Origin of the sequence: Paenibacillus sp. NPDC058174 (genome assembly GCF_042883865.1) — a bacterium.
Lineage (GTDB): Bacteria > Bacillota > Bacilli > Paenibacillales > Paenibacillaceae > Pristimantibacillus.
On the sequence record NZ_JBHVUY010000002.1, the window covers coordinates 149650 to 165244 of the forward strand.

The 15595-nt window shown below is 49.6% G+C and carries 12 protein-coding genes and 1 other annotated feature; of the genes, 11 read left to right on the forward strand and 1 reads right to left on the reverse strand.

Annotated elements, in window-relative coordinates; genetic code table 11:
- The first annotated feature begins 182 nt into the window (after positions 1 to 182).
- The 9 genes from ACFVVF_RS12300 (at position 183) to ACFVVF_RS12340 (ending at position 10872) form a co-directional block, all read left to right on the forward strand.
- Positions 183 to 752: an SF0329 family protein gene (locus ACFVVF_RS12300; protein ID WP_387809401.1), complete on the forward strand. Its 570-nt coding sequence runs from the start codon at positions 183 to 185 to the stop codon at positions 750 to 752.
- Positions 753 to 869: 117 nt separating this feature from the next.
- Positions 870 to 1134 (forward strand) — a binding site (T-box leader).
- A gap of 44 nt (positions 1135 to 1178) precedes the next feature.
- Entirely contained in the window at positions 1179 to 2825 is a 1647-nt protein-coding gene (gene metG / locus ACFVVF_RS12305; RefSeq protein ID WP_387809404.1) for a methionine--tRNA ligase, read from the forward strand.
- Between the two features lie 125 nt (positions 2826 to 2950).
- Positions 2951 to 4525: a spore germination protein gene (locus ACFVVF_RS12310; RefSeq protein WP_387809407.1), complete on the forward strand. Its 1575-nt coding sequence runs from the start codon at positions 2951 to 2953 to the stop codon at positions 4523 to 4525.
- A gap of 5 nt (positions 4526 to 4530) precedes the next feature.
- Positions 4531 to 5658: a GerAB/ArcD/ProY family transporter gene (locus tag ACFVVF_RS12315; protein WP_387809409.1), complete on the forward strand. Its 1128-nt coding sequence runs from the start codon at positions 4531 to 4533 to the stop codon at positions 5656 to 5658.
- Between the two features lie 31 nt (positions 5659 to 5689).
- Positions 5690 to 6799, forward strand: coding sequence for a Ger(x)C family spore germination protein (locus ACFVVF_RS12320; RefSeq protein ID WP_387809412.1), 1110 nt, complete (start codon positions 5690 to 5692; stop codon positions 6797 to 6799).
- Between the two features lie 102 nt (positions 6800 to 6901).
- Positions 6902 to 8251, forward strand: coding sequence for a PepSY-associated TM helix domain-containing protein (locus tag ACFVVF_RS12325; protein WP_387809414.1), 1350 nt, complete (start codon positions 6902 to 6904; stop codon positions 8249 to 8251).
- 204 nt (positions 8252 to 8455) lie between these two features.
- A complete protein-coding gene (locus tag ACFVVF_RS12330) occupies positions 8456 to 9148 on the forward strand; it encodes a M24 family metallopeptidase (protein ID WP_387809417.1) in 693 nt (230 codons plus the stop codon).
- A 30-nt stretch (positions 9149 to 9178) separates the two neighbouring features.
- The gene (locus ACFVVF_RS12335; RefSeq protein ID WP_387809420.1) at positions 9179 to 9931 is read left to right on the forward strand and encodes an HAD-IIB family hydrolase; all 753 of its coding nucleotides are present in this window, start codon (positions 9179 to 9181) and stop codon (positions 9929 to 9931) included.
- Positions 9932 to 10116: 185 nt separating this feature from the next.
- The gene (locus ACFVVF_RS12340) at positions 10117 to 10872 is read left to right on the forward strand and encodes a class I SAM-dependent DNA methyltransferase (RefSeq protein ID WP_387809422.1); all 756 of its coding nucleotides are present in this window, start codon (positions 10117 to 10119) and stop codon (positions 10870 to 10872) included.
- Between the two features lie 657 nt (positions 10873 to 11529).
- Here the strand turns inward: ACFVVF_RS12340 and ACFVVF_RS12345 are convergent.
- Positions 11530 to 13623: a beta-galactosidase gene (locus ACFVVF_RS12345; RefSeq protein ID WP_387809425.1), complete on the reverse strand. Its 2094-nt coding sequence runs from the start codon at positions 13621 to 13623 to the stop codon at positions 11530 to 11532.
- A gap of 175 nt (positions 13624 to 13798) precedes the next feature.
- Here ACFVVF_RS12345 and ACFVVF_RS12350 point away from each other — a divergent pair, with 175 nt between their 5' ends.
- On the forward strand, positions 13799 to 14629 hold the full coding sequence (locus ACFVVF_RS12350) for a helix-turn-helix transcriptional regulator (RefSeq protein ID WP_387809428.1): 831 nt from the start codon (positions 13799 to 13801) through the stop codon (positions 14627 to 14629).
- A gap of 90 nt (positions 14630 to 14719) precedes the next feature.
- Positions 14720 to 15535 (forward strand): helix-turn-helix domain-containing protein, encoded by an 816-nt coding sequence (locus tag ACFVVF_RS12355; RefSeq protein ID WP_387809431.1) that lies wholly within the window; start codon positions 14720 to 14722, stop codon positions 15533 to 15535.
- The last annotated feature ends 60 nt before the right edge of the window (positions 15536 to 15595 follow it).

The following is a 15595-nucleotide window of genomic DNA, read 5'->3' on the forward strand; positions in this document are numbered from 1 at the left end:
GTAGTTAATCCTAGGTCTGATCTGTAGACAACATTCAAAATATAAACATCTATTTACCCTACATTTTTGGAATAACTCATGTATGCCCTTTATTTCCGTTTGTGAGCAAAATAGTAGTACAATGGAATTAAACATGGATAACAAAAATCTTCGTTATTTTGTATAAAACAAGGAGAAAAACATTGGCCTGGAGCAAACTAAAACAAAATCTAGAAAGCTTCCTCTGCCCCGCGTTACACGGAAGGGTCGAATACCGTGCAACGAGCTATCGTTATTTACTTGATAAGGCAGGGATTTGTTATATTGCGGTAGATAAGAAGAACGTACTCAATATGAGCGATGCAATGAACCCCATCAGATGGTATCAGACGGAGCAGGATATTAAGAATGACCCAGATATCCACATTCCTATCACTAGTGAAGAGATTGAAGTCGTCAGGAAAGATACGAAGGGGACTGTTCCAGAGGATCGTCTAAAAGTAATTGCAAGAAACAGAAAAATACAAGTACATGCTAAAGAGCTTTTATCCGCACAGTCAATATTAAGCAAATCAAACTTTATCGTTGTAGCGACTAAGTTCCTCGCCAGTTCTATAGAAGAAAGCATAGAGAGCGATGATATCTTATTGAATGTTTTGGCTTTGGTGGATAGACGCGTTGGGAAAAAGCGGATTTTGAACATGAGAGAAAAAATGAAGCTGAAGCATCCGATTGTGCAGTATTTTTATGAGCTGCGACTGAGTATATCCTGAGAATAAATACACATACCCTTTTACCATGAACAGCTTTTTCGTTTACTCTTTGTACTGGGACACCCCTTGACTTCCCTACCCCCAATCCCTTATAATCCCAATAACTTAAATATTCAGAAAAAAGCGATGAAGAGAAAGAGTACCAAGGCGAAGTCTTTGTACAGAGAGCCCCGGTTGCTGAAAAGGGGTAAAGAATAACCTTGGGAATATGGTCTTGGAGCTGCGCATCGAAACCACATGTGGTTGTAGGCTGCGCCGGAACCCCGCACCCGTTAACGTGCTAGGGTATAAACGCGAACCGCGTCGTACCTGAAGAGGTCAATGCCGCAAGGCATCTGATAAAATTGGGTGGTACCGCGTGAGTTCAGCTCTCGTCCCTTTGGGATGAGGGCTTTTTGTTTTGTCCACAAAAAAGGAGGGGCTTACATGGGAAAAGGAAAAGTATTTATCGGCGGGGCATGGCCTTATGCCAACGGTTCATTGCATTTGGGGAGGCTGGCAAGCTTATTGCCGGGAGATGTGCTGGCGCGTTATTTTCGTGCCAAAGGTGAAGAGGTGTTGTATGTATCAGGCAGCGATTGTCACGGTACGCCGGTTGCCGTTCAAGCCATTCAAGAGGGCGTCTCGCCAGGGGACATCGCAGACCGGTACCATCAAGAGTTTGTAGCGTGCTTTAAGCAATTGGGGTTCACCTATGACTTATACACCCGCACGGATCAGCCGTTTCACCATCAGGTCGTGCAAGAGCTGTTTCTGAGCTTGCTGAACAACGGATACCTGTATAAAAAGACGGTTCTGCAAACGTATTGCGAGACCGATCAGCGTTTTCTGCCGGATCGATACGTCGAAGGGACTTGTCCGGTTTGCGGCAATCGCGCCAGGGGCGATCAATGCGATTATTGCTCAACCCTGCTTGATCCATCCGATCTGACAGACAAAACCTGCAAAATCTGCGGCAATCCTCCCGTTGATCGTCCGACCGAGCATTATTATTTGGCGCTCTCCCGATTTCAAACGGAATTGACGCAGTACGCGGCCGAGTCGCAAGGCTGGAAAGATAATGCCGTACAGCTGACCAGGCGCTACTTAGAGGAAGGACTGCAGGACCGTGCCGTTACCCGCGATTTGACCTGGGGCGTGGACGTTCCGGTCGAAGGCTTCGAGGATAAAAAAATCTACGTCTGGATCGAAGCCGTCAGCGGCTATTTATCTGCCAGCAAGCAGTGGGCTGCGGAGACAGGCGGCAGCTGGGAGGACTTCTGGTCACTGGATCAGACTGAGCTGACCGCTTATTATGTGCATGGCAAAGATAATATTCCGTTCCATGCGGTCATTTGGCCTGCGTTGCTTATGGGCGCGGGAGGATTGCATTTGCCGGATCGGATTATCTCCAGTGAATATATGACCCTTGAAGGGAAGAAGTTCTCGACCAGCAACAATTGGGCAATCTGGGTGCCGGATATGCTGAGCCGTTATCAGCCGGATTCGATCCGTTATTTTCTGATTGCGAATGGTCCTGAGAACAGAGATACCGATTTTTCATGGCGGGAATTCATCCATAGTCATAACGGTGAGCTGCTTGGCGCATTTGGTAATTTTGTGAATCGTACGCTGGCCTTTATCGACAAGTCATTCGAAGGGCGTGTTCCGGATGGCGAGCTAAGCGGGGAGTGGGAAACCGCAAGCGAGCAGCTGTATGAAAAGTCCGGAGCGCTAATTGAAGCGGGTCGGCTAAAAGAAGCCATTGAGCTCATATTCAGTTCCGTACGGCAAGCAAACAAATTCTTTGACGAGCAGAAGCCGTGGGTACAGATCAAGGAAGACCGGGCAGCATGCGGTTCCACGTTAAACGCTTGCGTGCAAATTATAGCGAATCTAGCCAATCTGCTGAACCCGTTCCTTCCTTTTGCCTGCGAGCAAATTAGAGGATTTCTCAGCCTGCAGCAGCCAGTATGGACGTCAGTCTCGGTTCCGGCCCACCGCGAGATTCATAATCTAAAGCTTCTATTCGAGCGTATCGACATCAGCCGGATTGAGGAAGAAACCGACGCATTGGAGCGGCAAAAGCGATAGATAGTTCAATATAACGGGTCATCTTTCAATGATGGCCCGTTTCTTTTAGTTTCTCTAGGACATCATGATACCGCTATTCCAGATGAATTAAATTCCAGATTCAGGGGATCATAACACGGAATTTAGTGGAAAAGAGACGAGGTGGCAGTGTGGCCGATTTCACGGATAACAAGGGAAAAACGGACTATACAAGCCAGCTTGAGACCTTGTCTTCCGCTATCCCTGTTCACGTTCAAGATGCGGTTAAACAGCTGAAGGCCAGCTATTTTCAACATGTTGATGATCTCTTCGTCCGTTATGACAACATCGGTTCAGCACCATCCGCCCTTGTCTATATCCATACGATTGTAAACCCGAACGTCTTGGAACGAGATCTGCTTCCATATTTGAATAAGGCGATCGAACATGCGGACACAGACAAGAAGCTGTTGGATCGGTTGAAGCAGTACATTCCGATTGGACACATTCATCAAACAACCGACCTGGCTCAGGTTGCCTATATGCTTTTGCAAGGAGAGGCAGTTCTCTTTATTGAAGGAGAAACGAATGCATATTTATTCCTGACGAAGCTCGTTTACCAGCGGGCCATCGAGGAACCGTCTACAGAACCAAGCACCTCCGGCGCCAAAGAAGGCTTTAATGAAAGTCTGGATACCAATGTAGCCCTCTTGCGTCAGCGCATTCGTACTCCGTTGTTCAAGAATAAGAAGTATACGATCGGCAATTTGACGCAAACACGCGTTGTTGTCGCTTATATAGAGAGTGTTGCTAATCCGGCTATTATTGAGGAGCTGGAGAAGCGTATCCGGACTGTTGAGCTCGATGCTCTTCAATCCAGCCATCAACTGCTGGAGTTTATTCAGGATCAGCGGTATAGCTTGTTTCCGCTTATGGCGAAGACGGAGCGTACGGATCGAATCGTTCATCACCTGCTGAACGGCGGATTCGCGATTATTGTGGACGGAACGCCATTTACGATCTATGGTCCCATCAATTTCTTGGAGCTGCTCCATGCTCCAGACGATTATAATTTCTCAGCTTGGGCGGGTACGTTTTTTCGAATGCTGCGGTTTACTGCAATGCTGATTTCAATCTTTATGCCTTCGCTTTATGTCGCTCTGAGCAGCTTTCATCCCGACTTGCTCCCAACTTTCCTGACCTTTAGCATTATTGCCGGACGGGAGCGGGTTCCGTTTCCTTCCATCGTCGAAGTGCTTCTTATGGAGGGCACCTTCGAAATTCTTCGGGAAGCTGGCATTCGTCTGCCCAAAATCGTTGGCAGCACCATCAGCATCGTGGGTGCGTTGGTTATCGGCGAATCCGCTGTTAGCGCAGGCATCATCAGTCCGCAGATGGTTATCATCGTATCCATCACCGCCATTTGCTCGTTCACGATTCCGAACTACAGTCTGGGCATCGGTCTGCGTGTGATCCGGTTCATCTTCATTTTGCTTGCGGGTTTTTTAGGGTTTTTCGGTATCGTCTTCGGCATGATGTTCCTATACTTGCATTTAACCGGTCTCAAATCGGTTGGTGTACCTTATTTGACACCGGTGGCGCCATTTCGCAGAAAAGAGATGCGGGACTCGCTGCTGCGTTATCCCGCCCCCAAGCTCAACAGCTATTCTGAATATCTGGCGGAAGACAGCAGCCGGCTTCGATTTCCCGACCCCTCACAAACACCACATAACAGGAAGTGATTAGAGTGAATCTTTCTGAGAAAATGACGCCCTTACAGGCGGCGGGCCTGCTCGCATTGCTCCTCGCGACCCAGAACTATATATTTGCGCCTGCGATCATGGCCCGTTTCGCCCACGAGGACATGTGGATCTCATCCTTGCTGGCTGCCTCGGCCGCGTTTCTCTTTTGCCTATATGCGGTTTGGCTGGCTGGCCAGTTTCCGAATCGCACACTGATTCAATTTCTATCCTTCCTGCTCGGCCGCTGGGCGGGGAAAGCCATTGGTATCTTATACTTGGGATACTTGATTTGCCTGACCGTAGTTTATGTTCAAACGCTGGCAACCAGCTTTAAGACACTCTTCCTGCCAATGACGCCTCTCATTGTGTTCATCGTTCTTATTGTTTTGTTCTGTATGTACGGGGCAGCCCAAGGAATGATTGTTTTAGGAAAAATGAGTACGCTGGTCATTTTTGCGCTGCTTGTGACCTTGCTGCTTTTGTTCGCGGGCACGCTTCCTAGTGTTGAGCTGACCAATTACCTGCCTATTGGTCAAAACCGGTGGTCCAATATTTTTTATGCCTCTCTGTTCAATCTGACTTCCTTCACCCAGAGCATTGTAATTACGATGCTCTTTGCATTTGTTCGGCCTGACAAGATGAAATACGCTAAGAAGTACGTGGTCTGGGGAAGTGCACTTACTTTCGGCGTGACCAGCTTGATTGTGGTCGAGGAAGTTGGTGTTTTCTCTCCTAATCAATTGGAATTGCTTACGTTCCCGACGGTTGAGCTAATTACTCTGTTTAATTTCGGCACCTTCTTCGAGCGGGTGGAGACGATATTTGTATCGGTATGGGGAGCTGCAATGTTTCTGGTTATCGGTATGCTGTTCACAAGCTGCCTGACCGCTATCCGCCACTTGCTCGGCCTGTCTGATCGATCAGCGTCCAAATGGCCCGTGCTGCTATTCGGAGCCGCCATTCTTCTTCTAAGCTTGTTCTATTTAAACAATACACAGAAGCTTTCCTATTTCATGCTGCATTATTGGACGTACTTGTCGCTATTATTCCAGGTCGGAATCCCGCTACTTCTAGGATTAGCCTGCTTGATTGCCAGAGGGAGAATGTCACGTGCGGACAATGCGAATGCATAAAATAGCGTTGCTGATATGCATGTGTTTGCTCATGACGGGCTGCTGGGACCGCAGGGAAGTTAATGAAACTGTCTTTTTGACGGCTTTATCGATCGATAAAGGGAGCCGGCACAAATACGAGATCACCTTTCAATGGGCGAATCCGGAAACCTTCTCCCAGTTTCCCTCTGATCTCACCAAGAAGCCGATTACAGTCTTCACCATCGAAGGAAATTCGATCGAGGAGGCAGCGGGCAAGCTCACCGAGATTTCCTCCAGATCGCCAAGCTATTCGCATTTGGAAGCCGTCGTAATTGGGGATGAGGTTGCGCGAGAGGGCATTCACGAGATTCTCGACAAGGTCGGAAGAACCTTTCAAATCCGCCGGACAAAGTTTCTGCTGGTAGCTGAGAAGAAAGGGAAAGACTTGCTGCAAGCCAAAACGCTCTTTTCTATTCCTGCTTTCGATTTAAGGGAAGTGCTCTCAAGCAGTAATCGGGCCTCCACATATTCACAGGTGAGTTATAACGAATTTATGCAGCTCTATAAGGCGGAGGAGATGACCTCATTCCTGCCTATGCTGCATGCTGTCTCCTCTAAGGAAGACCGTCCCCCTAAGAAAGGTACCCAAAACACGCTTCTGAAGGTTGAGGGGATGGCCTTCTTTCAAGGTGATCGTGTCGTTTATCGGCTTGACGGGCAGCAAACGACAATGTGGCTATGCGTTCGAGGGAAGCTCCGTCAGGGAACGCCGCTTCTTTGGAAAGAAGGCTCTCGAACCGTTGCGACCTTCAAAACCGTCTCGCAGTCGAGCAAGTTCAAATTAAATTCATCTGTCTCTGCCGAAATTGATATCCATGTCACAGTCAGCACAGATGAGGTTTATGGCGACATGAACAAGTCGGGCAAGAAGGAGCTCGAGAAGATGAAGGCGGGCCTGGAAGAGACGTTAGAACGTGAGATCAGCCAGTTAATCGTGAAAACTCAGCAAAGCAGAATGGATATCTTCTTATTTGAGAGAGATATCCGGACCCGTTATCCACAGAAGTGGAAGCAGTTGAAGGAGGATTGGGAGGACACGTATTCATCGATTCCGATGAAGGTAAATGTACAGGTTAAGATCGTCAATTCCGGCATGCTAACGCGCAATGCGCTGGATTAATTTTTTCACGTGACTAGCCCGATCGGGTCATCCGGCCTGCCGTCCTATTCCCTATACTATTGGAGTGAATAAGGCAGGACCGACCTGAGGGGGACTAGCGTTTTGAGAAAAGGATCTTACAACCGCCTATGGCGGTGGCATTTCTATGCCGCATTATGTATTACACCGCTGCTGATTACTTTAACGTTAAGCGGCATCGGCTATTTGTTTTATACGAATATTGAGAACAAAGCGTACAGCGATTTATTTTTTGGACAAAGCAGCCAAATCGAGCGTCTTACGATAGACGAGGGGATCGGGAAAGCGAGGGAGCTCAACCCCGACTACACGGTCTCAAAGGTTATTGTATTGGACGATCCGTACAATACCCGCCTGACGATGACGAATGGGGAGGGCGACCAGAAGTATGTCTTTCTGGATGACAACTATCAAGTCGTCGGCAGCCAGCGCGCTGAGTTTACGTTTTCTAATGTGATGAGGCAAATCCATAGCTCTCTGTTCGTTGGCGGAACCGTCGTCAATTATTTGGTTGAATTGGCTGCATGCTGGGCTGTGTTCCTGCTGCTTACCGGCATTTATATGACCTTCAGAGGAAAGGTACTGAAGAACAGGCAGAACCCGACAAAGCCGCAAAAGAACAAAAAATGGCATGCGATAATCGGCACTATTGTTGCGGTCCCTATGCTGGTCATTATTTTTACCGGCCTGCCTTGGTCGGCAGTCATGGGGGATATCATCTACAACGCATCGCAGAAGTATCCGGTGATCGGAACACCGCTGCTGAAGCAGCAGCCGCCGGCCTCGGATCGCAGCGAAATTCCGTGGGCGACCCGTAAAGAAGAACCGCCTGCCTCAAGCGAGCACGGCGGACATCATGGCTCAATGCCGGGCATGTCCACAACGCCGGAGGACGACAGCTATCGAATCGGCGTTCAGCAATTGCTGGGTCGCATTGAGGAGAGCTCCATAGCCAAGCCGTACGCAATTATTTATCCCGCAGGGGAAGACGGCGTATTCACCGTATCCAAGAGCAGCAACACAGGCATCACCGGATTGGACGTCAGTCCGTACGATGAAGTGACAGCGTACTTCGATCAATATAGCGGGGCGTTCATTTCCAAGGTGGGCTATGATGATTATGGCATATTGGCAAAATGGTTCACATGGGGCATCCCGCTGCACGAAGGCCATCTATTCGGCTGGCCGAATCAATTGATTAATTTGATCGTATGCCTCGCTTTCTTGTTCGTCATATTCTGGGGCTTCAAGACGTGGCTCTCCCGTAAAAAAGCAGGCGGGTTCTCGGCTCCTCCAGCCGCTTCAAGCGGACTTTCGATTGGTTTTATCGTCTTTATGGCCCTTCTGGGCATCATAATGCCGCTATTCGGTCTCTCTTTATTGGCTGTAGTCTTAATTGAAGGAATTCGATATCTAATGATTCGAAAAGCATAACTCAAGAGCCAGCCTCGGCACATTTCAAAATGTGCCGGCTGGCTTTTTCGCCATCTTGGCAAGAAACTGCCAGGTGTCACTCTTATTTTCACAGATGCAATGGTGTACAATTTAATACAAAGGTTCGGTGAGAAAGTTCATGGAGTTGATCTTAAATATTTATTATTTTAGAAGCATCTGGTAATTAGAAGGAGGAAACGGGCAATGGACACATTCATGAGCAAACGGCACGTCTCTCTGCGGGAAGCGGAGAGGAAGGCGGAGGAGCTTTTCCGGGCGATCGAAGAACGTGGAATTATACGCAGCGGTGTCACAGAAAAGCAGATCAATCAAGAGATTTATAACTTGGCGTTCGAGATGTTCGGCATTAAGAAATATTGGCACAAGCGCATCGTACGGGCGGGCAAAAACACTCTACATCCCTATAGCGAGAATCCTCCGGATTTGATGGTGGCTAAAGATGATATTTTATTTCTGGATTTTGGCCCTATCTTTGAGGATTGGGAGGCCGATTTCGGCAGGACATTCGTGCTGGGCGAGGACCCGGCCAAAATCAAATTGACTAATGATATCGCAGAAGCTTGGAGAGAGGGGAAACGCTACTTCCAGTCGCAGCCGAATATTACAGGTAGCGAACTCTATGCCTACGTATATGATCTCGCGATCCAATATGGCTGGGAGTTTGGCGGGCCGCATGCCGGCCATCTGATTGGCGAGTTTCCGCATGAAGTCATTCAGGGCGATGACGTGGAAAACTACATTCACCCGGACAATCATATCCCGATGAGAGAACCGGATGCGAACGGCAATCCTCGGGACTGGATTTTGGAGATTCATTTTGTGGATCGGAAGCTTGGAATTGGCGGCTTTGTCGAGCAACTGTTAACCGTAGAATAAGTTGTTGGTGTGAATTCAGGAGGATAACGCATGAAGTTTGTTTTTGATTTGGATGGCACGATTTGTTTTAAAGGGAAGCCCTTGAGCGAAAAGATGGTTGCCGCCTTGGATACTCTGTTGGAGCGCGGACATGAGCTGGTATTCGCCTCGGCTAGGCCGATCCGCGATCTGTTGCCGGTATTGCCGTCTCATATGCACGCGTTCTCGTTGGTTGGCGGCAATGGTGCCTTTGTTGTGTCGCAGGGAGGAGAAATCTCTACGGTTCATTTTGAGAGCGCGATAGCTGATGAGATTGTCAGATTAATAGAGGTCTATGAAGCCGAGCATTTAACAGATAGCGCATGGGATTATGCGTATACGGGCAGCCACGAGCATCCGATTAGACGGAATATCGACCCGGAACAGAGAGCCCGCAATGTCAGCCTTCATGAATTGAATGAGATGGTAAAAGTGGTCATTCTCAATAGCCGCAATATGAGTGAAATGGAAGTGGAACTGCAGAAGCTGCCTGTCGTTATCTATAGGCATGGCTCTGAACAGATTATCGACATTAGCCCCAAAGGGGTCGATAAATGGAGTGGTCTGCAACGTCTTGGGATGCAGCCGCAGCAATTTATCGCCTTCGGCAATGACGCGAATGATATCGCGATGTTCCGGCAGGCGAAGCATTCGGTTTGTGTAGGCGAGCACCTTGAGCTGAAGCAGCTCTCATCGGAGCAGGTAGTTGGTGATGAAGACCAAGTAATTCGCAAAATCATTGAGATTGTGGAAGGGCTTAAATAAGAAGTATTTCCAATTTCGAGCAGATTCTGTATAGTAGAAATAACTTTTGAAGAGAGCGAGTGATAAGGATGAATACAAAGCGCGATTTTACAAGATATCTAAGAGGTATGAAAGGGTAGTATCCCGTGAACCCTTTCAGATGTTTAAAACGGGAAACCTATTAACATGTGGAGGGTAATTTATTCATGTCATCTGCTTATGGTTCATATGAAGGAATTGTTTCTGAAACTTATGATATTTGGTTCTCAGGCGAGTTTTTTTTCGATACTAACTTTTACAAGCGGTTAATGGATGAGGTTCCCGGAACGGCTTTGGAAATCGGATGCGGAACAGGCAGACTTCTGCTGCCCTATTTAGCTGAAGGCTATGAGGTCGAAGGCGTTGATTGTTCGAAGGAAATGTTGAGTATTTGCGAGCACAAAGCCAAAGCGAAGGGATTGTCTCCCGTCTTGTATGACCAACAGATGCAGGAGTTGAACCTGCCTAAAAAGTACAAAACCATCTTCGTTCCATTAGCTTCATTTATGTGTGTTACGGATCGGGAAGAAGCGGTATTAGCCTTGCAAAAAATGTACGCTCATCTCGAAGAAGGCGGTCAGGTCGTTATTCCGTTATTCATTCCTCCGAACGAGAGCAAACAGGAGTGGACGGTTGGACGAAGGGGCACTCGAAGCGACGGGGCGGAAATTATATTGAGTTCAGTCTCGAGTGTTCAATTTCATGAACAAGTTCAGACGAAGCTGGACCGGTATGAAGTGGTTAAGGATCATGTCTTGGCCGAAACCAAATTTAGTACAACCAAGCTAAGATGGTACTATAAATATGAGTTTATGATGATGCTGGAAAAGACTGGTTTTCGGGACATTGCGATTTATGGCGGTTATGATTTTCAGCAAATGACCGATGATCAGACCTTTATGATTTTTAGAGCAAGAAAGTAAAGCCGTTTGCGGACGCAACTGACCAGCGGCAAATTAACGGTAGAAACATCGAGCAGAACCCGGAGATTTGCCGGCTAGTGCTTTTATTAGAGAGGCTAGCTGGAAAAGCTTGAAATAAGCGTTGTTAATGGTTTATTGGATGTATAATTAACCCCGCCATCTATTCGTATGCTTAACTTCCGGGATGAGAAGCGACACATGGTGTGGCATAACAAGCTGTAGGGAGTCCGGTTCATAAAAGTACAGTGGTCTCTTTCAAGTATGACAAAGAACTTATTAGGGCTACGGTGGATACCTATTGCGTAATAAGTTCTTTGTTGTGCCCCCATAGCTCCCCCGCAATGCGGCGCATCTCGCCTACTGATCCATTTTAGGCTGAGCTAACCCCATCAAAATGTAAAAATACATGTTGATTGATCGATTTTAGCTGTTTTTACCCATCAAAATGCAAAAGTGCAGTTTGTTTGGTGGAAATCAGCCCATATGAGCACTTTTTGGGCATTTCAAATGCACTTTTGCATTTTGAGGCCTGAATTCGGCGGATTTAGCCGAATCAGCCTGCACTTTTACATTTTGACTATCGAGAGGGTAGCCCTGCGGTGTTTTAATCGATTATTGTGCTGTTTCAATCATTGCCCCCAAGTTACTTTAGTTCGATCAGCAAAGCCCCATCACATACACGCCAAACGGCTCCAGCTCGACTTCGCCGGACAGCGTAGCGCCGGTCAGCAGCTCATGCATGGGCTTTTTCAGCGTAATCTGCGCTGCTGTTTCGCCGTAGTTGAGCAGGAAGGCAAGCGATCCCGACGCTCCAGCACGAATAGCCAGCTCAACCTGTGCGGGCAGCTCTGCCCAGTCGGCAGCAGGCGAGCGAAGCCCCAGCAGCTCGATGATCTGGCCGGCGGCGTCTTCGTTGAAAACGGCGCCATAGTACCAGACTGCTCCAGCTCTAGCCTCAGTCTCAGCCCCGTCCCCGCCACCGAAAGTGTTGCGGGTAACCGCAGGCTTCCCAGCGTAATAGTCCGAAGCATATTCGGCCATCACCTCAACCGTATTGCCAGCGGTCACTTCCAGAATATCATTGAAGTCCTCGGCAGCCGTCACTGGCCCGCCTTCATGCTTCCATTGCATGAGCGCCGGCTTGCGGTTGCCGTTCAGCTTCGTGAACTCCGCGACGCGAATGCCGCACAGCGCAGCGGCTGCGCCTGGGAACGGCCGCATATAGCAGTGCCCGCGCTCATCCTTGTAGCCGGTCCGGCAGCCGAAAATAACGGTGCCGCCCGCTCGCACATATTGCTCCAGCATCGCCGCCGTCTCATCGCGCATGATGGCCGGATGCGGATAGACCAGCACCCGGTAACGCTTTATCTCCTCAACCGTCGTATGGCTGCGCAAGTAGACGACATCGCTCGGAATGTGGCGCTTCTGAAGCGCCTTGAACCACTCCTTGCCGCTCTTCCAGCTGTACGGCCCATGCCACACATCATATTCGCCGTCCCATTCATTGTCGTAGTCGCGGACAATGGCGATATCAGCCTGGAATCGGCTGCCCACGATTCTATCACCTATCGCAGCAAGCTCACTCCCCACTTTTCCCGCCTCGCCAACCCGACGGTTCGGGCGGTTGTCGTAGTCATGAAGTCCATGCCAATACATCTCATTGCCGAAAGTCGCCGTCCGCCAGCGGAAGTAAAGCATCATATCGGCACCATGGGCGATGGACTGATACGTCCACAGACGCATTTGTCCTGGCTTCGGCGAGGGCATGTCGATACGGTTAACCCAGCCGCCGGGCCCGGCCTGCTGCTCCATAATGGCAAAGTTCGGCGAGATTGACCGTACGGCGCTTAGGCTCAGACTCCAGCCGCGATCGGCGAGCGGATTTTGCTCATTGGCATCGTAGAAGATCGTAGAAAACTGCGGATAGGAATCATAGCTGAAAAAATCCAGCAGCTCGTCGTTCATCCGATGATTGTCCAGATGACCAAACATTCCGTTCGTCGTTACCCAGTGGCGGGGTGCATGCTCGCGCAAAATATCCGCCTGAATCTTGGCGAATGCTATCGTATTGTCCGAGATGAACCGCTTCTCGTCGAGCGCCTGATGCGGATTCGGCTGATAGCCGACAGCGGTAGGGCGCGGCAGGAATACCTGCTCCCAATCTGAGTAGGTTTGGCTCCAGAACACCGTTCCCCACGCCTTATTCAACATATCCAGACTGCCGTATTTCTCCTTCAGCCATTGCCGGAAAGCGAGATGATCGGCATCCGCATAGAAGACGCTGATCTCGCAATTGAACTCATTGTCGATCTGCCAGCCGATAATAGCCGGATGGTCGGCATAATGCTTCGCCATCTCCAGCGTGATGCGCGCCGACAGCTCCCGGTATTTCGGGCTGCTGTAATTGTTATGACGGCGCAGGCCGTGCTGCAGCGTAACCCCTTCGAAGGTAGCGTTCAGCACCTCGGGATATTTATGGGTCAGCCATGCAGGAGGCGTAGCGGTCGGCGTACCCATAATGACCTTCATCTCCAGCTTGGCAGCCAGCTCCAGAAAGCGGTCGAACAGGTCAAAGCTGAAGCTGCCCTCCTCCGGCTCGAAGATGGCCCATGCAAATTCCGCTATGCGAATAATCGAAAAGCCAAGCTCCTTCATCCGGAGCAAATCTGCTTCCCATAGCGATTCCTCCCAATGCTCCGGGTAATAGCATACACCGAGCCGCAGCTCGTCCAGCGGGTTAAGTTGTTTCATTATGTGAACCTCCAATCGAACGAATAATAAGATATTGCAGAATAAGAGTCTTATCTATTATTCTAGGAACAACAATACCAACAGTAAATAATCGAATATTGCACTCTGATATGAAAATATTGCGATAACTATAACTCGAGAAAGGAGAGGATCCGCCATTCGCACGCATTATTATTTGCCGGAGCCCTCCGGCAGTAAATTCGTCTGTTACCCGGAATCGCTTGGCCGCTACAGCGAGTTTCCGCAGCACCGGGAGTACCGCCCCAAAGGGATGATGGGATATTATAATCTCCATCTCGTGTTTGCAGGACAGGGCTATGTCGAGCTGGATGGCGAGCGCATCCCGCTAACCGAAGGAGAAGGCTTCTTATATCCAAAGGGAGCGGAGCAGCAGTACGGAGCGAATCCGGAAGAGCCATGGGATGTCAGGTGGATTCATTTCAGCACGGCGATGCCGCTTCCGATGCTGAGCAGTGCCGACGAATCAGCGAACGTCTGGCTGTTTTCGATAACGGACCGGAGCAGGTTAGCATTGCTGATGGATGAGATGTACACCATCAGTAGCCATTTCGAGACGCGGTATGAGCCCCGTTTGTCTGCTTTGCTATACGAGCTGTTGGCCGAGCTTGCGCATAACGCGGTATCGCTGCTGGACGATGCGATTCCTCGGCATAAGCAGGAGCTCATCCGCGAAGCGGCCGATCAGATTCGCAACCGCTGCAGCGAGTCGTGGACATTGGAGTCCATGGCCGCTTTATCCGGCTACAGCATGTACTATTTTCTCCGCTTATTCCAGACGATAATGGGGAGGACGCCCAACCGCTACTTAACCGAATGCCGTATGGCCGTCGCCAAGGGCTTGCTTGTTGCGACCGGGCTGCCGATTAATCAAGTAGCGGAGCGGGTGGGTTTCACCCAGGCGAGCTACTTCATCCGGGTTTTTCACAGCCAAGAGGGGATGCCGCCGAAGGCATACCGAGAGCTATACGCCGGTTCCATATCTTAATGACCAACGTTCTACTAAGACAAGACTCACCGCCTCGGTGTATACTGTCGATAATGACGTAAGGATTGAGTGAAGAAGGGGAGAACAGCAATGAAAGACTACGACAGCCTGACCAGCTATATGTCTCCGCCTTACGGGACGATCTTTGCCGGACATTTCAATGAGGATGACCGTTATATGACCAGCCGGCCTTCGGGCATGACCGATTGGCTCATTGCTCTTACGCTGGAAGGCAGCGGCTATTTCCGCACGCCGTCAGGGGAACGGATCTGCCAGGCAGGCGATATCGCGCTGCTGCGGAGTGGCGTTGCCCACCAATACGGGACGGTATCCGGCGGAAGCTGGAACTTTATATGGGCACATTTTCCGAAGCTGACGGAGACGGGTTTCCTTCCGAACGAAGAGCTGATTGTTCAGCCGGTCGGGAATGATCCGATAAAAACCCGCATTTACCGCGCGCTGCGCAACGTGCTGCATGATTCCCGGGAGCAGCGTCCGCTTTGGCAGCCAATTTGTGAAAATGAGATTCGCGGCATCCTGCTGCTCATGGCGGAACGGGAGCAAGGCCGGGTCGACCCGCGCATTGAAGAATCGCTGCACTATTTGTCCAAGCATATGAGCCAGAACATCCGGATCGAGGACGTTGCCAAGTCGATTGGACTCTCCGAATCGAGGCTGTCCCATTTGTTCAAGCAGGAGACAGGGGCTACCATTGTGGAGACGCTGAATGCGATGCGTATTCGCCAAGCTGCGCTGCTGATGAAGCATTCCGGACGAACCGCGTCGGAGGCCGCGCTTGATGTCGGCTTTCAGCATTACAATCATTTTGCCGTCTTATTCCGCCAGCAGCTTGGGATGACACCAAGAGAGTACCGCCGCCAGATGGGGGAGCCGGATCCGAGTTAACGGAAGCGGTAAATAGATTTGTAAATAAAGGTCATTTTTTCCCTTGTCATGTATCAAAGA

Bases quoted from the DNA above. Each gene is read 5' to 3' on its own strand.
- ACFVVF_RS12345 (WP_387809425.1), bottom strand. From the start codon at position 13,623: ATGAAACAACTTAACCCGCTGGACGAGCTGCGGCTCGGTGTATGCTAT.
- metG (WP_387809404.1), top strand. From the start codon at position 1,179: ATGGGAAAAGGAAAAGTATTTATCGGCGGGGCATGGCCTTATGCCAAC.
- ACFVVF_RS12335 (WP_387809420.1), top strand. From the start codon at position 9,179: ATGAAGTTTGTTTTTGATTTGGATGGCACGATTTGTTTTAAAGGGAAG.
- ACFVVF_RS12320 (WP_387809412.1), top strand. From the start codon at position 5,690: ATGACGGGCTGCTGGGACCGCAGGGAAGTTAATGAAACTGTCTTTTTG.
- ACFVVF_RS12340 (WP_387809422.1), top strand. From the start codon at position 10,117: ATGTCATCTGCTTATGGTTCATATGAAGGAATTGTTTCTGAAACTTAT.
- ACFVVF_RS12330 (WP_387809417.1), top strand. From the start codon at position 8,456: ATGGACACATTCATGAGCAAACGGCACGTCTCTCTGCGGGAAGCGGAG.
- ACFVVF_RS12355 (WP_387809431.1), top strand. From the start codon at position 14,720: ATGAAAGACTACGACAGCCTGACCAGCTATATGTCTCCGCCTTACGGG.